Source organism: Psychroserpens burtonensis DSM 12212, from assembly GCF_000425305.1.
GTDB classification, from domain to species: Bacteria; Bacteroidota; Bacteroidia; order Flavobacteriales; family Flavobacteriaceae; genus Psychroserpens; species Psychroserpens burtonensis.
The window spans coordinates 40,804-64,952 of the sequence record NZ_KE384348.1; the positions used below are offsets into that span (position 1 = coordinate 40,804).

General features: G+C 33.6%; 20 protein-coding genes and 2 pseudogenes. 8 read left to right on the forward strand and 14 right to left on the reverse strand.

All coding sequences use genetic code 11. The features are described 5' to 3' along the window. Positions 1–45: 45 nt before the first annotated feature. Positions 46–2,085: a dipeptidyl-peptidase 3 family protein gene (locus H593_RS0117815; protein ID WP_028873665.1), complete on the reverse strand. Its 2,040-nt coding sequence runs from the start codon at positions 2,083–2,085 to the stop codon at positions 46–48. A gap of 113 nt (positions 2,086–2,198) precedes the next feature. Between H593_RS0117815 and H593_RS0117820 the strand changes: the two genes are divergently transcribed. Beyond that, entirely contained in the window at positions 2,199–3,221 is a 1,023-nt protein-coding gene (locus H593_RS0117820; RefSeq protein ID WP_028873666.1) for an SRPBCC family protein, read from the forward strand. A gap of 7 nt (positions 3,222–3,228) precedes the next feature. Next, positions 3,229–3,594, forward strand: coding sequence for a fluoride efflux transporter CrcB (crcB, locus tag H593_RS0117825; protein ID WP_028873667.1), 366 nt, complete (start codon positions 3,229–3,231; stop codon positions 3,592–3,594). A gap of 206 nt (positions 3,595–3,800) precedes the next feature. On the opposite strand, the gene H593_RS0117830 is transcribed toward crcB, so the two are convergent. Continuing rightward, positions 3,801–4,400 (reverse strand): DUF1684 domain-containing protein, encoded by a 600-nt coding sequence (locus tag H593_RS0117830; protein ID WP_028873668.1) that lies wholly within the window; start codon positions 4,398–4,400, stop codon positions 3,801–3,803. A 231-nt stretch (positions 4,401–4,631) separates the two neighbouring features. On the opposite strand from H593_RS0117830, the pseudogene H593_RS19700 reads away from it, so the two are divergent. After that, positions 4,632–5,843 (forward strand): annotated as a pseudogene (locus tag H593_RS19700) (MDR family MFS transporter). Positions 5,844–5,858: 15 nt separating this feature from the next. Here H593_RS19700 and H593_RS20930 read toward each other — a convergent pair. Both H593_RS20930 and H593_RS0117840 read right to left on the reverse strand, forming a co-directional pair. Further along, a complete protein-coding gene (locus H593_RS20930) occupies positions 5,859–6,008 on the reverse strand; it encodes a hypothetical protein (RefSeq protein ID WP_157588944.1) in 150 nt (49 codons plus the stop codon). Between the two features lie 136 nt (positions 6,009–6,144). Further along, a complete protein-coding gene (locus tag H593_RS0117840; protein WP_028873669.1) occupies positions 6,145–8,079 on the reverse strand; it encodes a CocE/NonD family hydrolase in 1,935 nt (644 codons plus the stop codon). Positions 8,080–8,136: 57 nt separating this feature from the next. On the opposite strand from H593_RS0117840, the pseudogene H593_RS19705 reads away from it, so the two are divergent. Continuing rightward, positions 8,137–8,884, forward strand: a pseudogene (locus H593_RS19705) (DJ-1/PfpI family protein). A gap of 2 nt (positions 8,885–8,886) precedes the next feature. On the opposite strand, the gene H593_RS0117850 reads toward H593_RS19705, so the two are convergent. Then, positions 8,887–9,330, reverse strand: coding sequence for an Lrp/AsnC family transcriptional regulator (locus H593_RS0117850; protein WP_028873670.1), 444 nt, complete (start codon positions 9,328–9,330; stop codon positions 8,887–8,889). A 116-nt stretch (positions 9,331–9,446) separates the two neighbouring features. On the opposite strand from H593_RS0117850, the gene H593_RS0117855 reads away from it, so the two are divergent. Next, positions 9,447–9,842: a hypothetical protein gene (locus H593_RS0117855; protein ID WP_028873671.1), complete on the forward strand. Its 396-nt coding sequence runs from the start codon at positions 9,447–9,449 to the stop codon at positions 9,840–9,842. A 1-nt stretch (position 9,843) separates the two neighbouring features. Here the strand turns inward: H593_RS0117855 and H593_RS0117860 are convergent, their stop codons facing one another. Beyond that, a complete protein-coding gene (locus H593_RS0117860; RefSeq protein ID WP_028873672.1) occupies positions 9,844–10,311 on the reverse strand; it encodes an OsmC family protein in 468 nt (155 codons plus the stop codon). Between the two features lie 123 nt (positions 10,312–10,434). After that, positions 10,435–13,851: a methylmalonyl-CoA mutase family protein gene (locus H593_RS0117865; protein WP_028873673.1), complete on the reverse strand. Its 3,417-nt coding sequence runs from the start codon at positions 13,849–13,851 to the stop codon at positions 10,435–10,437. 257 nt (positions 13,852–14,108) lie between these two features. On the opposite strand from H593_RS0117865, the gene H593_RS0117870 reads away from it, so the two are divergent. Together H593_RS0117870 and H593_RS20655 are read left to right on the forward strand one after the other, a co-directional pair. Next, on the forward strand, positions 14,109–14,819 hold the full coding sequence (locus H593_RS0117870; protein ID WP_037052948.1) for a DUF4197 domain-containing protein: 711 nt from the start codon (positions 14,109–14,111) through the stop codon (positions 14,817–14,819). Between the two features lie 249 nt (positions 14,820–15,068). Beyond that, positions 15,069–15,269 carry a Lacal_2735 family protein gene (locus H593_RS20655; protein WP_084142373.1) on the forward strand — a complete coding sequence of 67 codons (201 nt, stop codon included), beginning with the start codon at positions 15,069–15,071 and terminating at the stop codon, positions 15,267–15,269. Positions 15,270–15,459: 190 nt separating this feature from the next. On the opposite strand, the gene H593_RS0117875 is transcribed toward H593_RS20655, so the two are convergent. From H593_RS0117875 to prfA, 3 genes are read right to left on the reverse strand one after another with little or no spacing between them, the layout of a single operon-like run. Continuing rightward, complete coding sequence (locus H593_RS0117875; RefSeq protein ID WP_028873675.1) at positions 15,460–16,251, reverse strand: ABC transporter substrate-binding protein; 792 nt, start codon at positions 16,249–16,251, stop codon at positions 15,460–15,462. 37 nt (positions 16,252–16,288) lie between these two features. Beyond that, complete coding sequence (pyrF, locus tag H593_RS0117880; protein WP_028873676.1) at positions 16,289–17,104, reverse strand: orotidine-5'-phosphate decarboxylase; 816 nt, start codon at positions 17,102–17,104, stop codon at positions 16,289–16,291. A gap of 35 nt (positions 17,105–17,139) precedes the next feature. Then, the gene (prfA, locus tag H593_RS0117885; RefSeq protein ID WP_028873677.1) at positions 17,140–18,216 is read right to left on the reverse strand and encodes a peptide chain release factor 1; all 1,077 of its coding nucleotides are present in this window, start codon (positions 18,214–18,216) and stop codon (positions 17,140–17,142) included. 110 nt (positions 18,217–18,326) lie between these two features. Between prfA and H593_RS0117890 the strand changes: the two genes are divergently transcribed. Then, positions 18,327–18,617: a hypothetical protein gene (locus H593_RS0117890; RefSeq protein WP_028873678.1), complete on the forward strand. Its 291-nt coding sequence runs from the start codon at positions 18,327–18,329 to the stop codon at positions 18,615–18,617. Between the two features lie 731 nt (positions 18,618–19,348). On the opposite strand, the gene H593_RS0117900 is transcribed toward H593_RS0117890, so the two are convergent. The 4 genes from H593_RS0117900 to H593_RS0117915 form a co-directional block, all read right to left on the reverse strand. Next, positions 19,349–20,527: an AIR synthase related protein gene (locus tag H593_RS0117900; RefSeq protein WP_028873680.1), complete on the reverse strand. Its 1,179-nt coding sequence runs from the start codon at positions 20,525–20,527 to the stop codon at positions 19,349–19,351. Between the two features lie 36 nt (positions 20,528–20,563). Further along, positions 20,564–21,241 (reverse strand): Curli production assembly/transport component CsgG, encoded by a 678-nt coding sequence (locus H593_RS0117905; protein WP_157588948.1) that lies wholly within the window; start codon positions 21,239–21,241, stop codon positions 20,564–20,566. 242 nt (positions 21,242–21,483) lie between these two features. Further along, positions 21,484–21,624 (reverse strand): hypothetical protein, encoded by a 141-nt coding sequence (locus H593_RS20935; RefSeq protein WP_157588950.1) that lies wholly within the window; start codon positions 21,622–21,624, stop codon positions 21,484–21,486. A gap of 215 nt (positions 21,625–21,839) precedes the next feature. Then, complete coding sequence (locus H593_RS0117915) at positions 21,840–24,026, reverse strand: glutamine synthetase III family protein (protein ID WP_028873682.1); 2,187 nt, start codon at positions 24,024–24,026, stop codon at positions 21,840–21,842. Between the last annotated feature and the right edge of the window lie 123 nt (positions 24,027–24,149).

The window sequence follows — 24,149 nt, forward strand, 5'->3', positions numbered from 1 at the left end:
TAATTTTCATTACATCCTTTTTTTTATACTATAAATTTAAATATTTTAATTTTCCGAAGGAAGAAAACCATATTCCTTACTATATCTCATCATTTGCCCTTCAAATGTATTAGGTTGCTGTACTTTAACTCCAGTAATTTCACCATTATCATCTTTCTCTGCAACGAGAACTGGATTTACAAACCCACTATATGGAGCGCCTGTAAATTGGGCATTACGTTCTAAAACTTCAGCATGGATCGCTTGATCTACTTTTACACCGTAGCCTTCAACCAAATCTTCTACTGCTTTATAATCCCCTTCTGATTTGATACGTTGTGTTTCTCTTAGTAATTGACCAAATAACGCATGTAGTTTTTCGTAATCATTAATATTGAAATATGTTTTACCGTCTCTCGTCACTTTTTCGATGACATTGTCTGCCTGTCCGTTTTTATAAGCCCAAGCCGAAACCCATTGTCTATTAACCATATGTGCTTCTTCTACATCATCTCCTAAATTCAATCTAATTAACTGTGTCATTAATCCGTTTCTAATATAACCATCATAAGCCGCTTTACCAACAGATTTCCAATCATCAACTAATCCTAGTTCTTGTATTTTAGGGTTATACAAATAGTACAATCCCACTAAATCTGCACGACCTTCCTCTAAAGTAGAAGCGTACTTTTTAAGTGTTTCCTTAGTTTCTCCAACTCCAGGATTTAATTGTCCAGATGCATGACCAATCACTTCATGAAGTGCTGTATGTAATTTATCTGCTACTTGGCCATATTTTTCTTCTAACTCATATTCTTCATCGTCATTTACAAATTCTTTTAAACGACCTGTACTTCCTGCATTGTTATAAGCGTGAATAATATTCCCTAAAGATACAGACTTGCTCCCAACAGCAGCACGAATCCAGTTTGCATTTGGTAAGTTAACACCAATAGGAGTACTTGGTGAAGCATCTCCCGCTTCTCCCGCGACATTGACAACCTTATAAGTAACACCAACGACACTATCTTTTTTATGTTCATCCATTAAAGGTGAATTATCTTCAAACCACTGCGCGTTTTCGGATAAAACTGACATCTTTGCAGACATATCAAAATCTTTAATTTGCACAATCGTTTCATACGAACCTCTGTAACCCGCTGGATCGTTATAAACTTCAATAAAGCTATTAATATAGTCGATATTTCCATCTGTTGCAGCCGTCCAAGCAACGTTATAATCGTCCCAAGTTTGAAGATCACCCGTATTATAGTATTGAATTAATAAGCCAAGTGCATCGCCTTGAGCTTTATTTTCTGCAACACCCTGAGCTAATTCTAACCATTTAACAATTTCATCAATAGCGCTTCCGTATAATCCGCCAGACTTATAAACACGCTCTTTAAGAACACCCTCTTCTTTAATCAATTGCGAGTTTAAACCAAATGATAATGGTTTATCTGGATTTGGAGACACTTTCTTTTTGTAGAAATTTTCTACATCAGCAGTAGTCACATCTGGCCCATAAAAATTGATAGCAGATAATAACACATTGTCAACATCTTTAGTGAGATTTACTTTCTTAGCATCTTTATCATTGAACAGGACATCAAAAGCCTCACCTTCTAAAGTTGTGTTCGTAGCTGCTAATAATTGATTTAAATATTCCATCGAAAATTCAGGTTGCAGTTTAGCATTTGAATAATGATGATGAATACCGTTAGAAAACCAAACACGTTTTAAATAGGTTTCAAAAGCGTTCCAATCCTCTGTATTTTTATCACCACTAAAATTAGCGTATACATTCTCTAATGCCTTTCTAATTTTTAAATTATGTCTATAATTTTGATCCCACATAATATCACGCCCAGACAAACCAGCTTGTGTTAGATAGTACGCTAATTTTTGCTCTTTGAGCGTCAAATCCTCCCATCCTGGAATTTGGTATCGCAACACTTTAATATCCGCAAATTGCTCGACATTGAAGTCAAAGTTTTCAGTTTTTTCTACTTTTTCAGCCTCTGCCATTTCTCCTTTTTTACTCTCATCACACGAGAACATAAAGGCAGTAATAATAGCTAAAACTAATATCTGTTTTAATTTCATTTTAAAAGATTTAATTGTTGTCTCACAAATGTAAACATTTATGCCTACTTATTTAACATGACTTAAATTTGATTATCTTTGATTACCATATTAATATAACATCGAAATTCGCAATGAAAGCACTTAAATATATCCTCTTTCTATTAGTCATTCTATTTATAGGTTTCGCTATATATATTGCTGTTCAGCCTAATGATTTCGTCTTTAAAAGAAGTAAAATCATGAAAGCTCCAACACCTGTTGTTTATAACGTAGTTAATGACTTTAAAGAGTGGCCAAGATTTTCCCCTTGGATAGAACAAGATACTGACGCTGTTCTAACCTATAATAATAAAACCTCTGGTGTAGATGCGGGCTATAGTTGGGACGGTGAGATATTAGGTATTGGCAGCATGAAAACTACTGATGTGCTCAATAATACCTCAATAGTTCAACAGATTGAATTTATAGAACCGTTTGAATCCAATTCAAATATAAATTGGACGTTTGAGCCTGCTGAAGAGGGTACAAAAGTAACTTGGAGTATGAATGGAAAACAAGACTTCATGACGAAATTATATACTGTATTTATGGGTTCTATCGAAGAAGCTACAGGACCAGATTTTGAAAGAGGTCTTTATAAACTAGATAGTATTGTCCAAGCAGACATGAAAAAATATAGTATTACTATAGAAGGTATAACACAACATGGAGGTGGATTTTATTTGTACAATACAGCCTCTAGCAGAATAGAAGATTTAGAACAGAAAAAGCAAGAAATGATGCCTATCGTTGGTGGTTATGCCCTATCAAATAATATTACAATGGCGGGAAAACCATTTGTACTTTATCATAAATGGGATACAGATAATAATACGGTTATGTTTTCATGCTGCGTACCAACAACCTCTAAAATAGAAACATCTGATCCCAATATTTTAACAGGACAGTTAGAGCCTTTTAAAGCTGTTAAAACAGTTCTTAAAGGAGATTATATAAATTCTAAAGAAGCTTGGAACAAGGCCATGGCTTACATAAAAGACAATGACTTAAAGGAACCTTTAGCAGGTCCAGTTTTAGAATCTTATGTAACAGACTCTAAATCGACTCCGAATCCAGCAAATTGGATTACCGAAATTTATTTAGCCGTAGAATAGATAACAAATGAAACAATTAGTACTCGTATTTGTTGGTGGTGGTTTTGGAAGCATGCTTAGGTTTGCTCTTGGAAGATTTTTGAATAATTCTCAAAACGGAATTCCCTACGGAACATTTGCAGCAAACATCATAGGAAGCCTTTTGATTGGACTAATTTTGGGCTTTGCAGCGAAAAATGACACGCTATCATCTAACCAAACACTATTATTGGCCACTGGGTTTTGTGGTGGATTTACAACGTTTTCCACTTTTGCATATGAAAATCATGTACTTTTAAAATCGGGCGACTTTACGTCCTTTGCGATTTATACGATAGCTAGTTTTGTGTTGGGGTTTCTTGCAGTTTTCTTTGGAATATATCTTACTAAATAAAAGAAGTATACAATCGCAGTCTCAGTATACAGTTGAAATAATCTTTATTCATAAGTCAAGTCATAAAATTAAGGTAAAGGTATTGTAACTTACATGGTTTGTTGAAAACTGATACTGAGAATAAAAACTAACCAGACACGAATTTCACCAATGATCACTGATTACCAATCAAAAGTAACCATGCTCAAAATTCAGCTACTAAAAACTTATTTAAGAAAGACCTTCACTCCAGCCCTAACCTCTAAATCCAAATAATTTGCTCTAGGAACAATTGGGCAAGAATACTTTTCATTATAAGCACAATACGGATTATAAGCTGTATTAAAGTCTATATCTAGTTCATTGTCTGAAGGAATTCTCAAATCAATATAACGTCCACCTCCATAACTGTCGCTACCATTCGTATTATCCAAAAATGGTAAGAACAAATAATCTTTAAAGGCGTCGTCTTTCATCAATTCTTTACCTTGATATACATTTAATTGAAAAGTTTGACCTTTTAATTCAAAAGACAGGACTCCATAAACTCGTTCATCAGATACACGACTTGTTGTGGTTTGCATTTTAAACCAATTAGAGTTTGGTGTTCTTTTCAATTTAGCTTTTACAACGAATATTGAATCAAACTTAAAAAAGTCTAAACCTTTAAAATCCTTTCTATCTTTATTTTTTAATGGTGATTTTGTAGCATCTTTATACTCTGAATTAATCTCTCTTTGAAAATCAGTTTCACCAGCAATTGGTGTTTTCTTTTGCGCACAACTTATAGTAGATACAAATAAAAATAATAGAACTAAATATTTCATTTTTGATAGTTTTCGATTTCAAAAATACAACTTAAGGATATTTTTTATAGATTTACTTTACTAAATAATTAGAAAAAAATGCAAAACTGCGTCATTTCATATAAACAAAGACAGACCTTTTATTTTAAAAGTCGGACTTGCTATGTGTTATGGTAATATAATTATTTAACCAACCAATCATAAAAAGTCCGACGTAAACGTCGGACTTTTTGCATTTATACAATTACCAAAATGAAAACGCTATACTTAAACTAAGTAAACACTTTTAGAGGTCTCTCTAAAGAAGTTTGGTGGTTAGCTCTTATAACTTTAATAAATAGAGCAGGTACAATGGTGATTCCATTCTTGTCTTTATATCTCACTGAAAATTTAAAATTTACAGCCAGTAATGTGGGCTGGATAATGTCTGCTTTTGGTTTAGGCTCTGTCGTTGGCACCTGGGTTGGAGGCAAATTAACAGATAAAATTGGCTTTTATAAAGTCATGGTTAGGAGTTTGCTCTTAACTGGTATTCTTTTTATAGCACTGCAATTTCTAAATACTTTTACGTCCATATGTATCGGGATATTTTTGGTAATGGCAGTCGCAGATACTTTTAGACCAGCAATGTTTGTGGCAATGAGCGCTTATAGCAAGCCAGAGAATAAAACACGTTCTGTAACACTTATTCGTTTAGCCATTAACTTGGGCTTTTCGGCTGGACCTGCTGTTGGAGGATTAATAATCACAACCATAGGATATGGTGGTCTATTTTGGATCGATGGTATTACATGTATTCTTGCAACAATTCTATTAATAAAAGTTTTAAACCCAAGAGTGTCTAAACCATTAGATACGTTTAGAGTAGAAAATCCGAAGTCTGTCTACAAGGATAAATCTTTCTGGATATTTTTTGTTGCGATGCTTCTCTTCGGAATTATATTTCTACAGTATTTCTCTACTATGCCATTATATTATAAAGAGGTGTATGCGTTGACCGAATTTGAAATTGGACTACTATTGGGTTTAAATGGTCTTATCATTTTTTTATTAGAGATGCCTTTAATAAAATGGTTAGAAAACAGTACACATACAAAAACTGGATTGATGCTATTTGGAGCCATACTTGTAGGTATTAGTTTTATTATTCTAACCTTAACAAATTGGTTAGGCATCTTAATAATTGGTATGCTATTTATGACTATTGGAGAGATGATAACATTTCCGTTTTCAAACTCTTATGCTCTAGAAAGATCTAAACGAGGAAATCAAGGTGAATATATGGCAATGTACGTTATGGCGTTCTCTGTGGCTCATGTTTTTGGACATAATGCAGGAATGCAACTCATTAGTTACCTCGGCTTTAATTCGACGTGGTATATCATTTCAATTTTAGCAATAGCTTGTGTTATGCTACTGCTTTTCCTGAAATATTATATGAAAAAAAATAATGAATTACAATGAATTATCATTCGTCCTTTAGGTATAAAAAAGCCCTAGAGTTTCATAAAACTTTAGAGCTAAAGTAATTATTGTGACTTCTCCTTGATTTCTGCGATTTAAATGTCCTGAAGGAAATGTAACCCTCTCAACCCATAAGGCCAATACCTTACCAAAAAGTGATAGCATTTCTATTTATTTTGAAGATAATAACCTTGAAACACTTTTACAAAACCTTTAAAAGAAGGAACTACAATGTATATCATTCCATTTTCCGCAGGAAAAAAAAGACTAAATCTACCTTGGCAAATTTAGTCATCTACTCTTATTTCAAAACCGTAAACTCAATTTTAGAATCGTTAAAAACCGAATGTGTTTGGGTTTTAAAATCGCTTTCTTTTGCTTTATAAATATTAGGCACAAATGTTTGCGGGTTCAAATCAATAAGTGGAAACCACGTACTCTGAACTTGCACTTGTAATTTGTGACCTTTTTTAAATGTATGATGTACATCTTGTAACTTGATATTGACATCTGTTGGTTGGTTTGGCACAAATGGCTCTGGGTTTTCAAAACTATTTCTAAAACGACCGCGCATCACTTCACTCCTCACCATCAAATGATAATTACTCATTGATAAATGGTCTTGCATACCTTCTTTTTGCTCCTCAGCATCTGCTGGATGAACATCTACTATTTTGACAATCCAATCTGCATCTGTCCCTGTAGTTGACACATTAAGCTGCGCTAAAATATCACCAGCTAAGGTTATATCTTCCTCAAGAATATCGGTCTCAAATATAAGAACATCAGGACGTCGTGCTGCAAAACGCTGATCGTCTGTCATGTATTTTCGTGGTGTGAAAACTGTTTTAATATCTTCGGAATAAGGTACAGGGCGTTTTAAATCACTAACAAATGTCTCACTAGTATTTCCTTTTTTTGAATCTGATAGCTCTTGGTTGGCATTAAGATACATGGCTTGTTTTTCTGCTTGCTTTGGAGGCCAGCTGTCAAAGCTACTCCATTCCTTTTTACCAGAATCAAATACATATGCTTCTGGTAACCCTGAGTTCTTGTCGCCTTTTCCTTTTAAAAAATGATTAAAAAACTTCGTTTCAACATCACGTTGAAATTTTAGAGATATAGAATCTCCGAAGAAATAATTTCCAACATAATTTTTAACGTCACTCCTAGCCCAACGACCATGATCCCAAGGCCCAAAAACCATAATATTATAATTATCAGGATTATGTTTTTCTATCGTTTTATAAGTTTCAAATGGCCCATATAAATCTTCGGCATCAAATAACCCTCCCACAATCATTGTCGCTACACTTGGCTTAATATCTTTTAGGTTTTGAATTAAACCTTTAGATTTCCATATCGTATCGTAGTTTGGATGCTCTACAATTTCTTTCCAAAACACATCATCTATCCTATCAGACTTGGATACAGATGTGTCGTCTGGTGTGTCATATTGGAAATACTTGTTCAAATTACTTAAAGGTCCAGCATCAAGAAAAAATTGATATTGATCTTGTGTTTTCATTTCTGGAAACTTATACCAAGCAGAATCTGTAGGTTTATCTTTTGTCGTACCAAATAAAGACACTGCTCTAAAATAACTTAATAAAAAAGCACCATTATGATGAAAATCGTCAAAAAAGAAATCTCCAATACACGCTTGAGGCGATGCTGCTTTTAAAGCTGGGTGTGCGTCTATAGTAGAATATGTAGCATAAAAACCAGGATATGAAATTCCCCAAGTACCAACATTCCCGTTATTATTTTCTACGTTATTTACCAGCCAGTCAATCGTGTCATAAGTGTCTGATGCCTCATCAATTTGAGAATCCTCTGTTTTATTTGGGATATAAGCACGCATATTATCATAGACACCTTCACTCATCCAACGACCTCGTACATCTTGATACACAACAATATTCCCTTCTTTCATTAAATGAACATTAGGACCAATTTTCGTCTTAAACTCATTGTCACCATAAGGTTGAGAACTATATGGTGTTCTCATCATTAAAATAGGATAGGTCTGACTTTCATCTTTTGGTGAATAAATGGTCGTGTGAAGTTTTATACCATCGCGCATTTCAATAGTCACCTCTTGTTTGTTATAATTATCTTTAACGTAAGTATCTTCTACTTCGGTTTTCACAATTTCAGTAGCGTCTTTGTTGGCCTTATTACAAGACGTTAGAACAAATACAAATAGGAGCAAGAATTTAAAAAGAGTCTTCATTTACATTTAAAATTTTGATTGACTAAATTTACAAAAACTTATAGCTATTTTACGAATATGAGACCTACACAAATTCTTTTTATTTTTGTTTTTTTAATTTATAGCTGTAATAACCCAAAAGATATTTCCGAAGAAAACATAATTACCACAGTAGAAAAGCAGTTTCCAAAATTAGAAAGTAACCGATATAACGTAGGTTTTTTTAATTATGGATGGTATTTTTAATACAGAATTAACCGCTCCTTTTGACATTTTTCAACATACTGTTTTTCGAGATAGTATAAAACCAATGAATGTGTTTACTATCGCAAATACAGATGATCCTATTATGACTTTTGAAGGAATACGTATTCTTCCAGACTATAATTACACCCTGGACAAACTTCCAAAAATCGATATTTTAGTTGTGCCAAGTGCTGAACATCATTTGGATACAGATTTAGATGATGAAGCCATGATTGCTTTTGTTAAGCGTGTTGCCAAAGACGCACAATTTATAACATCTCACTGTGATGGTGCTTTCGTTTTGGCTAAAGCCGGACTGCTTGACGATACAGTATCAACCACATTCCCTAGTGATATTGATACCATGCGTGAACGTTTTCCAAATCTCTATATTAGAAAAGAGGTATTATTTGTACATGATGGAAAATACATCACATCGGCTGGAGGTGCTACATCATTTGAAGCTGCATTATATCTCTGTGAATTTCTCTACGGAAAAGAGATTGCTCAAAGTTTGGCTAGCGGATTGGTTATTGATTGGGACCTAGAAGAAGTTCCTCATATTGTAATAGAAGAATAAACTTATTTCAAAGGTTTCACCTCATTATGCTTAATGACATGCGACAATACAATTTGCGTCTTCGTTTCTCCATAAACGATCAACTGATCAATAAATAATTCTAAATGCTTTTGGTTTTTTAAAACCACTTCCATTACAATATTTTCATTACCTGTGATGCGATAGCAATTTATAACCTCATCATAGGTCTTTACTTTTTCGAGAAAAGGTTTCAGCATTCCCATAAATGCTCTAACTGTGATAAGTGCCTTTAATTGATAGCCCACTTCAAAAGGAGACACCAATGTATTATAGCTTTGAATGACACTAGCATCTTCCATTTTCTTAATCCGTTCTGAAACTGCTGGAGAACTGACACCAACTTGACGACCAATTTCTGCATTAGATTGTCTTGCATTTAACTGTAAGCATTTTAAAATTTTCCAATTGAGATTATCTATAAACATTTAAAGTGATTTTTAAATCTACGTTAATAATTAAATCAAATATACATATTTGCCTTAAAATCTAAAGCATAATCTCGAAACTTGTCAGTAACTTTGATACAATTGCTAGAAAAAAAATGAATTACAATATCCCATCTCACCTTTCTGAACTGCCCATATATCAAAAGGCTATAGATATTCTTGTATTATCGAGAAATATCTCTACATATATTAACCAGGATTTATCATACTTAAGACATGATGGATCTGAGGATTCTGATATTTATTTTTCGGGAGATATTATTCAACAATCCGAATCTCTGGCTCCTGAAATTGAAAAGGCTCAAGCTGAACTTTGTTGTTATAAAAAACACAAACATTTAGATGCTCTTGAACGATTGATACATCGTTTACATTTAAACTGTAATCGTTTGCAACATTGTAATAGTAATGGAAAAGACTATTTACCTATTCTTCAAAATGAATTAAAGAAATTTAAGCGTTTACAGCGCAGTTGGATGATGACTTTGTAAATTATTTATCACTTGTAACTTTCACTACGACGTTGTGCGTGATCAGAAAATTGCAAGAATTAGCAATAAAACATAATATATTCGCTTCTTTGTGAAGACTTACCGCTTTATCAATCATTTCACCTTTTGAAATTGTTACTATTGGATTCAACACAACAGAAGTAAATGCGCCACTTCCATCTGCTTTCAATTCTAAAACACCAACAGCTTCATCTTTATAATCTATGAGTTCGATTCCGTTTTGAGCGCACACATAGAAGTAAGACATCATATGGCATGATGCTAGTGCAGACAATAACAAATCTTCTGGATTATATTTAGTTTCATCACCTTTAAAGGCTTTAGCTGCGGAAACCGTCAATGGTAATTTATCGTCTATAAACACCTGATGTGTTTTTCCATTAACCGAAACATCTAAAGCGTTTTTAGCTGACCATTTGGCTTGTACTTTGAATTGTGTTTTGAACATATTTTATTAAAAACAAATCCCAAACAGAGTTTGGGATTTGTACTTTATCTTATTTTAAGATCCCAAATCAAGTACGGGATAAGCGACTCACACAATTTTATAAACATAAAATTGGTTCGCTGCTTACATATTCCTGCGATACTGACCTCCGACTTCAAATAACGAATTCGTAATCTCACCCAACGAACATACTTTACAAACATCCATCAAGGCTTCAAAAATATTCTCATTACTAATCGCTCTATGCTGTAAATCTTTCAGTAATTGTTCTGTGTCATGTGCTTTATGAAGATTCTCTAAGGTCTTGATTTGAAATTGTTTTTCTTCTTCGGTAGCACGAATCACTTCTGCAGGTAAAACTGTTGGTGACCCTGTACTACTTAAAAAGGTATTCACACCAATAATTGGGAACTCCCCATTATGTTTTAACGTCTCATAATACAAACTCTCTTCTTGAATTTTACTGCGTTGGTACATGGTTTCCATAGCACCTAAAACACCACCACGTTCTGTAATACGGTCAAATTCTAATAAGACTGCTTCCTCTACTAAATCGGTTAATTCTTCAATAATAAAAGAGCCTTGAATTGGGTTTTCATTTTTATTCAAACCCAATTCTTTGTTGATAATCAACTGTATTGCCATTGCACGACGAACCGACTCTTCGGTTGGTGTCGTAATCGCTTCATCATAGGCATTTGTATGCAAAGAGTTACAGTTATCATAAATTGCATACAAAGCTTGAAGTGTTGTGCGAATATCATTAAAGTCAATCTCTTGGGCATGTAAACTACGACCAGAGGTTTGAATATGGTATTTCAACATTTGTGCTCGTGAGTTTGCACCATATTTATTCTTCAATGCTTTAGACCAAATTTTTCTTGCTACACGTCCAATCACAGCATATTCTGGATCGATTCCGTTTGAGAAAAAGAAGGATAGGTTTGGACCAAATTTATTGATATCCATCCCTCTTGATAAGTAGTACTCTACGTATGTAAATCCATTAGATAATGTAAACGCTAATTGCGAAATTGGATTTGCTCCGGCCTCTGCAATATGATATCCAGAAATAGATACCGAATAGAAGTTACGTACATTATTTTCGATGAAATATTCTTGCACATCACCCATTAAGCGCAGCGCAAATTCCGTTGAGAAAATACAGGTATTTTGTGCTTGATCTTCTTTTAAAATATCTGCTTGAACCGTCCCTCTAACTTGAGCAATTGTTTTGGCTTTGATGTCTGTATAAACATCAATTGGTAAAACTTGGTCACCAGTAACACCGAGTAGCATTAACCCTAATCCGTTATTCCCTTCAGGTAATTGCCCATTATATTGCGGACGCTCTGTCCCTTTATAAATAGCAACTATTTTAGCTTCAACCTCTTTTTCTAAGCCATTTTCTTTGATATACATTTCACATTGCTGATCAATTGCAGCGTTCATAAAGAACCCTAACAACATTGGAGCTGGACCATTAATGGTCATACTCACAGAGGTCATAACATCTGCTAAATCAAAACCAGAATACACTTTTTTAGCATCATCCAAACAACAAATAGAAACACCTGCATTACCAATCTTACCGTAGATATCTGGTCTGTGATCTGGATCATTTCCGTAGAGTGTCACACTATCAAAAGCTGTAGACAAACGCTTAGCTGGTAATCCCATACTCACATAATGAAAACGACGGTTGGTACGTTCTGGACCACCTTCTCCTGCAAACATTCTTGCTGGATCTTCACCTGTTCTTTTGAACGGATACAATCCTGAAGTAAATGGAAATTCACCTGGAACATTTTCTTGCAACGTCCAACGTAAAATATCTCCCCAAGCTTCATACTTAGGTAGCGCTACTTTTGGAATCTGTGAATGAGATAGCGACTCTGTATGCGTTTCAATTTTTATTTCCTTGTCTCTCACCTTAAAGGTGTAGATTGGGTTTTTATATTTATTTACTTTCTCATCCCATCCCGTAATGACTTCCCAATTGTAAGGATCTAGGTTCAATTTTACGCGGTCAAATTCTGCAATAAGGAGTTTTGTAAAATCGGTATTATCATCATTAGCTTGTTTTAAGATTTCATCATTAATACCTGATTTATCTAATTCTGGAGCATTCCCAACAACAGATTGAATCGTTTTATAAATCCCAAAGAGTCTTTGAGCGACTTCAACTTGTTCATTTGCTGTTTTATCATAAGCGCGATTACTCTCAGCAATTTCAGATAAGTAACGTATTCTTGCAGGAGGAATCACAAATATCTTCTCGCTCATTTCGTTAGAAATTTGAAACGTCGAGTTTAGGTCTGTATCTGTTTTTTCAACCAATTTATCCATAATCGCTTTGTAAAGCGTATTCATTCCTGGATCATTAAATTGCGAAGCGATTGTACCATAAACTGGTAAATCATCTTGATGTACATCCCAAAGATTATTATTACGCATGTACTGTTTTTTCACATCACGTAAAGCATCTAAAGATCCTCGTTTATCAAATTTATTGATGGCTACCAAGTCTGCAAAATCAAGCATATCGATTTTTTCGAGTTGGGTTGCTGCTCCAAATTCTGGAGTCATCACATACAAGGATACGTTTGAGTGTTCTATAATTTCGGTATCTGATTGTCCGATTCCTGAGGTCTCTAATATAATAAGGTCAAATTCTGCAGCTTTCAAAACCTCAACCGCTTCATTGACATATTTAGACAGTGCTAAATTAGACTGGCGTGTTGCCAAACTACGCATATATACTCTTGGAGAATTAATAGCATTCATACGAATACGATCTCCTAAAAGCGCACCACCTGTTTTACGTTTTGAAGGATCAACAGAAACAATACCTATTGTTTTTTCAGGGAAATCAACTAAAAAGCGACGTACGAGCTCATCAACTAAACTAGATTTACCGGAACCTCCAGTTCCAGTGATTCCTAAAACCGGTGTTTTAGAGTCTTTATTTTTTATATGTATTTTGTCTAAAGTTGCTTTGGCTACCTCTGGGAAATTTTCTGCAGAAGAGATAACGCGTGCAATAGCTCTTGAATTTTTCTTCGGAAGCATATCCATCTCACCATTTAATGAATCTCCAATGGCAAAATCAGCTTTTTCAACCAAATCATTAATCATTCCTTGGAGCCCCATTTCTCTTCCGTCATCTGGCGAGTAGATTCTTTCAATACCATAATCCATGAGTTCTTTGATTTCCGAAGGTAAAATAACACCACCTCCTCCTCCAAAGATTTTAATATGACCTGCGCCTCTTTCTTCTAAAAGGTCATGCATATATTTAAAATACTCATTATGCCCACCTTGGTACGACGTTAAGCAAATCGCATTAACATCTTCTTGGATTGCAGTATTTACCACTTCATCAACACTTCTATCATGACCTAAATGAATCACCTCAACACCTGTAGATTGAATGATGCGACGCATAATATTTATGGATGCATCGTGACCGTCAAATAATGCTGCTGCGGTTACTATTCTAACTTTATACTTTGGCTTATATGCTGCGACTTGCTTCATTCGTAAAATTATGAGATTTTATAGATACAAATTTACGGAATTTTCAAAATATGTGACTCATGATTTCGAATTCTTTAAGAGATAGTTTCATCTTAAAATTGTAGAGTACCATAAACCTTCCACCATTAATTAGAATTAAAAAATACAATTATAGTTTCTCATAATATCTAGGGTCGTAAATAACTACAAAACACGTTTAAATCTGCGATTAAAAAGTAAAATATCTATATTTGCCACATACCAAAAATTATAACATTATGATACGCAAACTTTTCATTTTTGCACTTTTATTTAATTTAACAGCTTGTGTCGAGTTGCAAGAAGTTGTCAATAATTTACCACAAGGAGGCGGAAGTGTTTTGAGTAATACAGACATTGCTTCAGGATTACGTCAAGCATTAGATCTAGGTATTGATAAACAAGTTACCAAACTGACTCAAGAAGATGGCTTCTTTAAAAATGAATTAGTTAAGATTGTATTACCCAAAGAGTTACAAAAAGTAGATAAAGGCTTAAGAGACATAGGATTGGGCAAACTAGCAGATGAAGGCCTAAAAATACTCAACAGAGCCGCGGAAGACGCTGTTAAAGAGGCAAAGCCGATTTTTGTTAACGCTGTTAGAGGTATTACGTTTGATGATGCTAAAAATATCTTATTAGGTAATGACAAAGCGGCGACAGATTATTTAACTAGCAAAACACAAACGGATTTATACAATAAATTTCAACCCGTAATTAATAGTTCTTTCGAAAAAGTTGGCGCTGATAAAATTTGGGCAAACCTAATTAACAAATACAATGCAATACCATTTACTAATAATGTAAATACGAACCTTACAGATTATGTTACGGTAGAAGCTTTAAAAGGTGTTTATACTATGATTGCTATTGAAGAAAAAAAGATAAGAACTAACGTGTCTTCTCGAAGTACCGATCTTCTAAAAAAAGTATTTGCTTTGCAAGATTAGAAATGTATCTCATAAGTAGTAAACTACTTTTAATATACTCCTAATATTAAGGTAACATCAAATAAAGAAATAAGACACACCTTTGCACCAGTTAGCAAAGAATAAATTATCTCATAATTTATTTGAATTAGAACAGTTAGTTTAAAAGTCGACCTTGTCTCAGGTTGACTTTTTTTTATCAATATTTTAAAGTTTAGTTGCTCAATTACAATATTTTAAATACATTTAAGTTTAAAAAGCATCACGGTCATGAAATCAACTAGTAATATTCTCGATCATCAAAGTAAATTACTCTCTCGTTACAAACGCCTCATTGAACAAGCCTATAACTTTCGTCAAACCGACTCTGCGCTTAGTGATATCTCAGAGTTCAAGGCTATTAAACTACTTCATAAACTAAATAAACTCAAATACCTCAACAGGAATTTAAGCAAGCCTCAACAAAATTAATTTCATATTCATGTAGAGTTGGCAAAACAAGATTCAATAATAAAATAATTTTTAGTTTAAAACATTCACAGGATAGATATGTTCGCTTTGCTGAAGAATATTCTAATATTTAGCAAATAGATATAGGGTTGAGTGACACTTTATGTTATGAAGCTAAAAAAAAAACTACAGATCTTAAATTTAAAACATACTAATCGGAAAGATCTTGATGTAGTGTTTTAAAATAAGCAAAAGCATAATCTAACCTCGATCCATACCAAGAGAAGAATTCACCATCTACTAGTACAACTTTAGTACGTAAAAACCGAGATCTTAACTCCTTAATGTCAGCACTTTTAAATGGGTACGGTTCACTCGACAGCAGTATCACATCGAGATCTTCTTTAATAGTATTTAAATCAACTTCTGGATAACGTTCTAAATTCCCAAAATAATTATCAAAACTATTTAGTCTAAGCATGGCATCAATAAACGTTGTATTTGCTGCAACCATCCACGGATTCTTCCAAATAAAATAAGCAACTTTAAGTTTTTCTTGATCTTTTATATAGTGACGAAAGTCTTTATATTTATTCTCTAGACTAGAGACAAGGGCTTCTGATTTTTTTTCTACCGAAAATAATTTGCCATACAAATCAATAAGTTTTAACGCGTCATCTAAGTTATAAATATCACTAAGATGAACTGGAGCGATTTTCTCTAACTCTAGGATCATCTCCTTCGTGTTTTCTTCTTTATTGCAGAGAATTATATCTGGATTTAAATTTTTTATTTTATCAAAATGAACTTGTTTTGTACCACCAAAAACGGTTTTATTTTTCCGAAGAGAAGCAGGATGGATACAAAATTTTGTCACACCCACAATTAAAGATTCCAAACCTAAATCAACAAGTAATTCAGTTTGCGAAGGCACTAAGGACACAATACGTGTTGGTGTATTCTCGAACTCTAGAGTTCGTTTAAGTTGATCTTGGTATTTCATAATGATATCGTTACTTCCTTTCTATTCATAACTACAATTACGAATTAAGTATAGTTTCCATCTGCTCTTGAAGTTCTTTGGCTTTTTGAGATGCAGCCTCAGCAAAATCCTCACTTTGAGACGCATAAATAATACCTCTCGAAGAGTTTATTAATAAACCAACGTTATCATTCATACCATATTTACAAACGTCTTGTAGATTACCGCCTTGTGCACCTACTCCAGGAACCAACAAAAAACTATCAGGAACGATAGTTCTAATATCTGCTAGATACTCTGCTTTAGTAGCACCAACGACATACATTAGATTTATAGAATTCTTCCAAGATTTAGACGTCTCTAGAACGTGTTTATAAAGTTCTTTGCCTTCAACCATTTTAGTTTGAAAATCAAAAGCACCTTCATTTGATGTCAACGCTAGCATTATGGTGTGCTTATTCTCAAATGCCAAGAAAGGCTCTACAGAGTCTTTACCCATATAAGGCGCAACCGTTACACTATCAAAAGCTAAATCCTCAAAAAACGCTTTCGCATACATACTACTTGTATTTCCTATATCTCCACGTTTAGAATCTGCAATAGTAAAAATATCAGGATGATTTTCATTAAGATAATTAATGGTCTTTTCTAATGATTTCCATCCTTTGAGTCCGTAGGCCTCGTAAAAAGCAGTGTTAGGCTTATAGGCAACACAAAGATGATGTGTTGCATCAATAATGGCTTTATTAAACGCAAAGATCGGATCTTCTTCGCTTAATAAATGCTTTGGAATTTTATTTAAATCAACATCTAACCCTATACATAGAAAGGAGTTCTTTTTTTTGATTTGCTGTGTAAGTTGTTGTGTTGTCATATTAAAAAAGCCTCCAGTTTAAGAGGCTCTAAATATTATATATGTTCGTCACTAGCTTTTAACTTCTCAGTATTTTCTGCTAGCATGAGTTCGTCTAGTATTTTTTGAATGTCACCATTCATGATATTCTGCAAATCATAAAGTGTCAATCCAATTCTATGATCTGTCACTCGCCCTTGTGAATAATTATAGGTTCTAATCTTAGCACTTCTATCTCCAGAACTTACCATAGAACCACGTTTCTCAGCATCAGCAGCATTCTTTTTTGCCAATTCCATTTCATACAAACGAGAACGTAATACTTTAAACGCTTTCTCTTTATTTTTATGTTGTGACTTTTGGTCTTGACACTGTGCTACTAATCCAGTAGGTTCATGCGTTAATCGAACTGCAGAATACGTCGTATTTACCGACTGTCCCCCTGGACCAGATGAACAGAAGAAGTCAATACGCACATCCTTTGGATTGATTTCTACGTCAAATTCTTCAGCTTCAGGAAACACCATACATGTCGCAGCACTGGTATGCACGCGTCCTTGAGTTTCTGTTTGCGGCACGCGTTGAACACGATGCACGCCTGCTTCAAATTTTAAAATTCCATAAACATCATCACCAGTAACTTCAAATTGGATCTCTTTAAAGCCACCATTTGTTCCTTCACTGTAATCTACAGTATCAACTTTCCAGCCTCTACTTTCACAATATTTTGTATACATTCTATACAAATCACCTGCAAAGATACTGGCTTCATCTCCACCAGTTCCTGCGCGTAATTCGACTACTGCATTTTTAGAATCTTCAGGGTCTTTAGGGATTAACATAACTCTAATGGCATCATCCAATTTTGGAATCCCCTCTTTAGCTTCGTCGTATTGCATTTTTGCCATTTCGATCATTTCTGGATCACTACTATTAGAAATGATTTCTTCAGCTTCCTTCAAGTTGTCTATAAACTCTATATATTCTTCACGCTTATCCATTAATAAGCGTAAGTCCTTATATTCTTTATTTAGGGCAACATAACGCTTCTGATCTGTTATAATGTCTGGCTGAATGATCAAATCACTCACCTCATCAAAACGTTGTTTTACTATTTGTAATTTCTCTAACATCTTCTTCTAAAAATTGTGTTTCAAAAATACGATAATTTATGGATTTTTAATAGTGAATAATTTGTTACTATCATGAAAAATAATCTCTATAAATTTAACGTTATCCTCGTATGCAAAAGCAAGTCTTATTTATTTTCAACTATTACAAATCTATGGCGTTTTGGTCATTTATTGTTACTCTTGCGGTAACAATTATAAACCCTGAACTCATATTAGCATTATCAATAAAGTTGTTTTTGATATTTGTGTTATGGTTTATGATTAGTGATAGAAAGGTTAGACAGCGGTTACGTTTTTATAGAATTAGTGGTGTTTCTAATATAAAGTTCTTTACTGTAATCTATCTATTTGACGGATTATTAACAACAGTGTTTCTTATCTTAATAAAAGGCTTTACATAAAGGTTCTAAAACACTTTTGCAGTTTTAGAATTTAAAAAACTATAATATAATAGTAAGGCCATTGCCAATATTTGAAAAAGTCGTTCAAATTGCATCGCTAAATGATACCCTTGATAATACGCTATTACTAATAAAATAGAAGATAATAAAAAGCTTACAACTAACCCAAAGAAAACATCAGATTGTTTCGTATAATCATTAAGACTATTTAATACCGAACAAATGACTAAAACAAGTAAAGCAAACGCATATATAATAAATAAAATCTCAAACAAAAACCCTCCAAACTTATTAAAATCTAATAGACTACTTAAGTTAAACTATAAAAAAAACAAGGATACTAAAAGCACTAAAATTGTAACTATTGAAAAAGGCTTGAGTTCTTTTAAATATGACTTTTTAAAAACATGAATGCTTAAAAGCACATTCAAGATTATAAATGAGACAAATCTCAAAAGGCAAAACCATTTATTTTCAAAGAATAATATTCCTATATAGGAGAATACTATTAATAAAAACAAAAGTGCGAAAAATAGTTTTTGTCTGAGTTCAAACGTCAATAGCCACCAAAAAAAAACACAAGGGTTGTTATAACTCTAACGAGTCTCAAACCCTGAGTTTCCAAAAATAGCGAAAACATTATATTGACTAGTAATAGAGCAATTACAAATATTATAAATGAAGACCAGTTTATGCCCTTATTGCGATTAAGTAAGTCCAATTTCAAAGTACTAATATTCAAATACTCCGTAAACACTTTTAATCGTAAGTTTTTTCTCTTCGGAAGGAATTACGCGACCAATAATTTTGGCATCTACATGAAATGATTTAGAAATCTTAATAATATCTTCAGCCACGTCTGGAGTCACATAAAGTTCCATACGATGACCACAGTTAAACACCTGATACATCTCTTTCCAATCTGTATTAGACTGCTCTTGAATTAATTTAAATAAAGGTGGTACATCAAACATATTATCTTTTACAATATGTAAATTATCAATAAAGTGTAAAATCTTAGTTTGTGCTCCACCAGAACAATGTATCATGCCATGTAAACTTTCCGAAGAAAACTTAGAGAGTATGGCTTTTATAATTGGCGCATAGGTTCTTGTTGGCGACAACACGAGTTTACCAGCATCAATAGGCGAATTTTCAACTGCGTCTGTTAATTTGGTTTGCCCAGAATACACTAAATCTTTTGGAACAGAGGCATCAAAACTTTCAGGATATTTTTCAGCTAAATAATTATGAAACACATCGTGACGAGCAGAAGTCAAACCGTTACTTCCCATACCACCATTATACTCCGTTTCATAAGTAGCTTGACCAAAACTCTCTAGCCCAACAATAACATCACCAGGTTTTATATTGGCATTATCAATAACATCGCTTCGTTTCATACGAGCGGTTACTGTCGAGTCCACTATAATAGTGCGCACTAAATCGCCAACATCTGCGGTTTCACCTCCAGTGGAATGAATAGTCACGCCAAACGTTTTTAAATCTTTTATGAGTTCTTCTGTCCCGTTTATAATTGCCGAAAGAACGTCTCCCGTAATTAAGTTTTTGTTGCGACCTATGGTCGAAGATAACATGATGTTATCTGTTGCTCCTACACATAGTAAATCATCGATATTCATGATGAGTGCATCTTGAGCAATACCTTTCCAGACAGAAATATCACCAGTTTCTTTCCAATACATATAAGCCAATGCACTTTTTGTTCCTGCCCCATCCGCATGCATAATCAAGCAATAGTCATCATTATTAGTTAAATAATCTGGAACAATCTTACAAAACGCTTTAGGAAACAAGCCTTTATCTATATTCTTAATGGCATTATGCACGTCTTCTTTTGAAGCAGAAACTCCTCGTTGTGCGTAGCGTTTGCTAATATCTTGACTCATAGGTTTATGTTGAGCAACAAAAATAAGAATTGTTAACTACAATTTAGGTCTATTTTTATCATCAGTTAAGGAATTTGTTTCAATCACTGTAGCATTACCTTTAGCACGTTTTGCTTTGACATCTGCTCCTCCAAAATAAAAATTAACTCCAAATGCAATTCTAAAGTACGTATCATCTCCACCTCCAGCCTCTAAACCATCGAGTGTATCACTTCCTATATAATTATAATCTGTATATAATTTCACTGCAAACTGATTTGATACGACACACTCTAAACCTGCTCCACCTTGTAATTTATTGGCCGTTTCTTTAAAGTGATTAGAAGCATTATAACCTGCTCCCATAAAAATAAATGGTGAGAATCTCTGATGAGGACTAAGTAATAACTCTATGTTTATATCAAATGACATAAACCCTTCATTATACAGATCAATATAGGCCAAATTAAATTTATGATATCCAAAATCTAAGGCCAAGTGCGGTGTTAAATGTCTTTTATATCCGAAATGACTATAAATTTCAAATTGAGGATCTACTAAATCTCCATTTATAACAGATGTTCCCAAGGCAACATCAAAAGCATTAGTACCTCTTAAATTATAAAATTCTGTTTTAAGTTCTGGAGTCTCAATTTGTTCTTGACAGAATGACTTTTGAACAATTAAACAAACTACTAAGATTAATAAACTGTGACGTGTTTGTTGTGCTATCATCAAATTTTGTTTTGGTTACATATACCAATAACAAAAGGGGTTTAGGTTCAAACAATTTGGGACTTTTAATGCTCGAATAAGACTTAAAGGCTGGTAATATAAAAATTAATTAGCAATGAGTTATATTTTTAATAAATTTAATTTTAGATAAAAAAAAAAGACAAATAAATTTTTTAAAATTTATTTGTCTTTTTAACATTGAATACAATGTCAAACTTTTTTCTGTTAGCTAATAAAATCTTCTAAGATTCTGAATGAAATCTCGCATCAGTTTTAACGATATTATCCTGAGATAAGTCATCTTTAATATCATTTGAGTCGTCTTGAGAGAACAACAATGTAGCAAACATAAGTGCCGCAACACTTAATAGTAACTTTTTCATTATTACAAAAATTGATTAATAGCATAACAAATATAACCAATAAGAGCAGCGTCAATGAACCTTTAACTATATTTTCGATTAGTTGATATAATAATTCGTTGAAATACATTTTAACCCATACAATATAGGTAACTATGCCTATTCACACGTACTTAACTAATATTTTCGCAACATTTAATTGACTAATTAAACTAATTTATTCCGCGATATAGACACTAGTATGTAAATAGTAATTCCCTATATTTAGTCAAAGGCCATAACTCATCATCAACCAACAATTCTAATTTATCACAATGATATCGTATATCTTCAAAAAGTGGTTTTACTTTATTACAATATAGATGTGCTTTCTTCTCTAAATTCTCAACAGTATTAGCTTTTTTACGTTCGTCAGTCATCTTAGTTACTTTAGAATTAATACCCTCTATATGACTAGAGATTTGCTCAATAAGATTAAGTTGTTCTTTAGCTAATTTTTTAAATGACGCTCCATAGATTTCTTTAAGCCCTTTAACATTTTCTATTAAGATGTTTTGATATTTAACCGCTGTTGGTACGACATGATTTCTAGCAATGTCTGCTAAAACACGTCCTTCAATTTGAATTCTTAAAGCATACTCCTCTACTTCTATTTCATATCGCGCTTCAGATTCTACTTTATTCATGACTCCTAATTCCTCAAAAAGACGAATCGCTTTTTTAGACACTTTAGCTTTTAAAGCTTCTGGAGTTGTCTTATTATTACTCAAACCTCGCTTTTTAGCCTCTTTCTCCCACTCATCTCCATATCCATTGCCTTCAAAAAGAATATTCTTAGATGCTTTTATATATTCTCTTAAGACATTAAAGATAGCGTCATCCTTCTTCATTGTTTTTTCACTAATTAACCCCTCTACTTCCTCTCTAAAATCTATAAGCTGTTGAGCTACAATTGAATTTAAAACAGTCATAGGGTTAGCACAATTTGCTGTAGAACCTACCGCTCTAAACTCAAATTTGTTACCTGTAAAGGCAAATGGTGATGTACGATTTCTATCTGTATTATCTAATAATACATCTGGGATTTTACCAACTACATTAAGTTTTAAGTCTGTTTTCTCTTGCGGAGACAATTTACCATCGGTCACGTTTTCTAGTTCATTGAGTACTTTAGTTAATTGCGCTCCTATAAACACAGAAATTATTGCAGGAGGCGCTTCATTTGCTCCCAAGCGATGATCATTACTTGCAGATGCTATTGAAGCTCTTAATAATTCTTCGTTATCATAAACTGCTTTAATGGTATTGATGAAAAAGGTCAAAAATTGTAAATTACTCATCGGTGTTTTTCCTGGACTCAATAAGTTAATACCTGTGTTCGTACTCAGACTCCAATTATTATGCTTTCCAGACCCATTGACACCAGCAAATGGTTTTTCATGAAATAATACTTTGAAATTATGTCGTCCTGCAATTTTATCCATCACATCCATAAGTAATGAATTGTGATCTACTGCCAAATTAGCTTCTTCATAAATTGGAGCAAGTTCAAATTGATTTGGCGCCACCTCATTATGTCTTGTTTTTACCGGAATCCCCAACAACATCGACTCTGTTTCTAAATCGCGCATAAATGCCATAGCTCGATTTGGAATCGTACCAAAATAATGATCATCTAACTGTTGTCCTTTAGCCGCAGAGTGTCCTAAAAGTGTACGACCTGTTAGTACTATATCTGGCCTAGACATTGCCAAACCACTATCTATTAAAAAGTATTCCTGTTCCCAACCAAGAGACGCATTCACTTTTTTTACATTTTTATCAAAATACTTACAAACAGCAACTGCGGCAGAATCTACAGCTTGAAGCGCTCGTAATAAAGGTGTTTTATAATCTAAAGCTTCTCCAGTATAAGCTACAAATACTGTTGGTATACATAAAGTTGTTCCGTATATAAAAGCAGGAGATGTTGGATCCCAAGCCGTATAACCACGTGCTTCAAAGGTATTTCTAATTCCGCCATTTGGAAAACTAGACGCATCAGGCTCTTGTTGTACGAGTTGTCCGCCTTCAAATTTCTCAATAGCCAAACCACTTCCTATAGTTTCAAAAAAAGCATCATGCTTTTCTGCAGTCGCACCAGTCAAGGGCTGAAACCAATGGGTATAATGTGTTGCGTTTTTTGAAATTGCCCATTCTTTCATTCCTGTAGAAATATGATCGGCAATAGATCTATCAATCTTTGACCCCTTACTAATAGCATCCATTACACTTTGGAAAGCTTCTTTAGTTAAGTATTGGCGCATCGTAGTTTCATTGAAGACATTGGCCCCAAAAATCTCCGAACGTCTAACTTTTTCTTCAATATGAATAGGTTTGTGACGGTGAACCTGTTTAAGTGCATGAAATCTAAGCGTTGCCATAATAATTATCGTTTTATCATTTTAATAGGGCAAATCTAACCAATATTTAATTTTAAAACACATTAACCCCTAAAAAAATAGGGTATTATCAATTGTTAATAACATTTTATCTAAAATTACCCA

What these genes read in the sequence shown, in the direction of transcription:
- H593_RS0117815 (WP_028873665.1), bottom strand. Translation starts at nt 2,085, where the DNA reads ATGAAATTAAAACAGATATTAGTTTTAGCTATTATTACTGCCTTTATG.
- H593_RS0117820 (WP_028873666.1), top strand. Translation starts at nt 2,199, where the DNA reads ATGAAAGCACTTAAATATATCCTCTTTCTATTAGTCATTCTATTTATA.
- crcB (WP_028873667.1), top strand. Translation starts at nt 3,229, where the DNA reads ATGAAACAATTAGTACTCGTATTTGTTGGTGGTGGTTTTGGAAGCATG.
- H593_RS0117830 (WP_028873668.1), bottom strand. Translation starts at nt 4,400, where the DNA reads ATGAAATATTTAGTTCTATTATTTTTATTTGTATCTACTATAAGTTGT.
- H593_RS20930 (WP_157588944.1), bottom strand. Translation starts at nt 6,008, where the DNA reads ATGCTATCACTTTTTGGTAAGGTATTGGCCTTATGGGTTGAGAGGGTT.
- H593_RS0117840 (WP_028873669.1), bottom strand. Translation starts at nt 8,079, where the DNA reads ATGAAGACTCTTTTTAAATTCTTGCTCCTATTTGTATTTGTTCTAACG.
- H593_RS0117850 (WP_028873670.1), bottom strand. Translation starts at nt 9,330, where the DNA reads ATGTTTATAGATAATCTCAATTGGAAAATTTTAAAATGCTTACAGTTA.
- H593_RS0117855 (WP_028873671.1), top strand. Translation starts at nt 9,447, where the DNA reads ATGAATTACAATATCCCATCTCACCTTTCTGAACTGCCCATATATCAA.
- H593_RS0117860 (WP_028873672.1), bottom strand. Translation starts at nt 10,311, where the DNA reads ATGTTCAAAACACAATTCAAAGTACAAGCCAAATGGTCAGCTAAAAAC.
- H593_RS0117865 (WP_028873673.1), bottom strand. Translation starts at nt 13,851, where the DNA reads ATGAAGCAAGTCGCAGCATATAAGCCAAAGTATAAAGTTAGAATAGTA.
- H593_RS0117870 (WP_037052948.1), top strand. Translation starts at nt 14,109, where the DNA reads ATGATACGCAAACTTTTCATTTTTGCACTTTTATTTAATTTAACAGCT.
- H593_RS20655 (WP_084142373.1), top strand. Translation starts at nt 15,069, where the DNA reads ATGAAATCAACTAGTAATATTCTCGATCATCAAAGTAAATTACTCTCT.
- H593_RS0117875 (WP_028873675.1), bottom strand. Translation starts at nt 16,251, where the DNA reads ATGAAATACCAAGATCAACTTAAACGAACTCTAGAGTTCGAGAATACA.
- pyrF (WP_028873676.1), bottom strand. Translation starts at nt 17,104, where the DNA reads ATGACAACACAACAACTTACACAGCAAATCAAAAAAAAGAACTCCTTT.
- prfA (WP_028873677.1), bottom strand. Translation starts at nt 18,216, where the DNA reads ATGTTAGAGAAATTACAAATAGTAAAACAACGTTTTGATGAGGTGAGT.
- H593_RS0117890 (WP_028873678.1), top strand. Translation starts at nt 18,327, where the DNA reads ATGCAAAAGCAAGTCTTATTTATTTTCAACTATTACAAATCTATGGCG.
- H593_RS0117900 (WP_028873680.1), bottom strand. Translation starts at nt 20,527, where the DNA reads ATGAGTCAAGATATTAGCAAACGCTACGCACAACGAGGAGTTTCTGCT.
- H593_RS0117905 (WP_157588948.1), bottom strand. Translation starts at nt 21,241, where the DNA reads ATGATAGCACAACAAACACGTCACAGTTTATTAATCTTAGTAGTTTGT.
- H593_RS20935 (WP_157588950.1), bottom strand. Translation starts at nt 21,624, where the DNA reads ATGAAAAAGTTACTATTAAGTGTTGCGGCACTTATGTTTGCTACATTG.
- H593_RS0117915 (WP_028873682.1), bottom strand. Translation starts at nt 24,026, where the DNA reads ATGGCAACGCTTAGATTTCATGCACTTAAACAGGTTCACCGTCACAAA.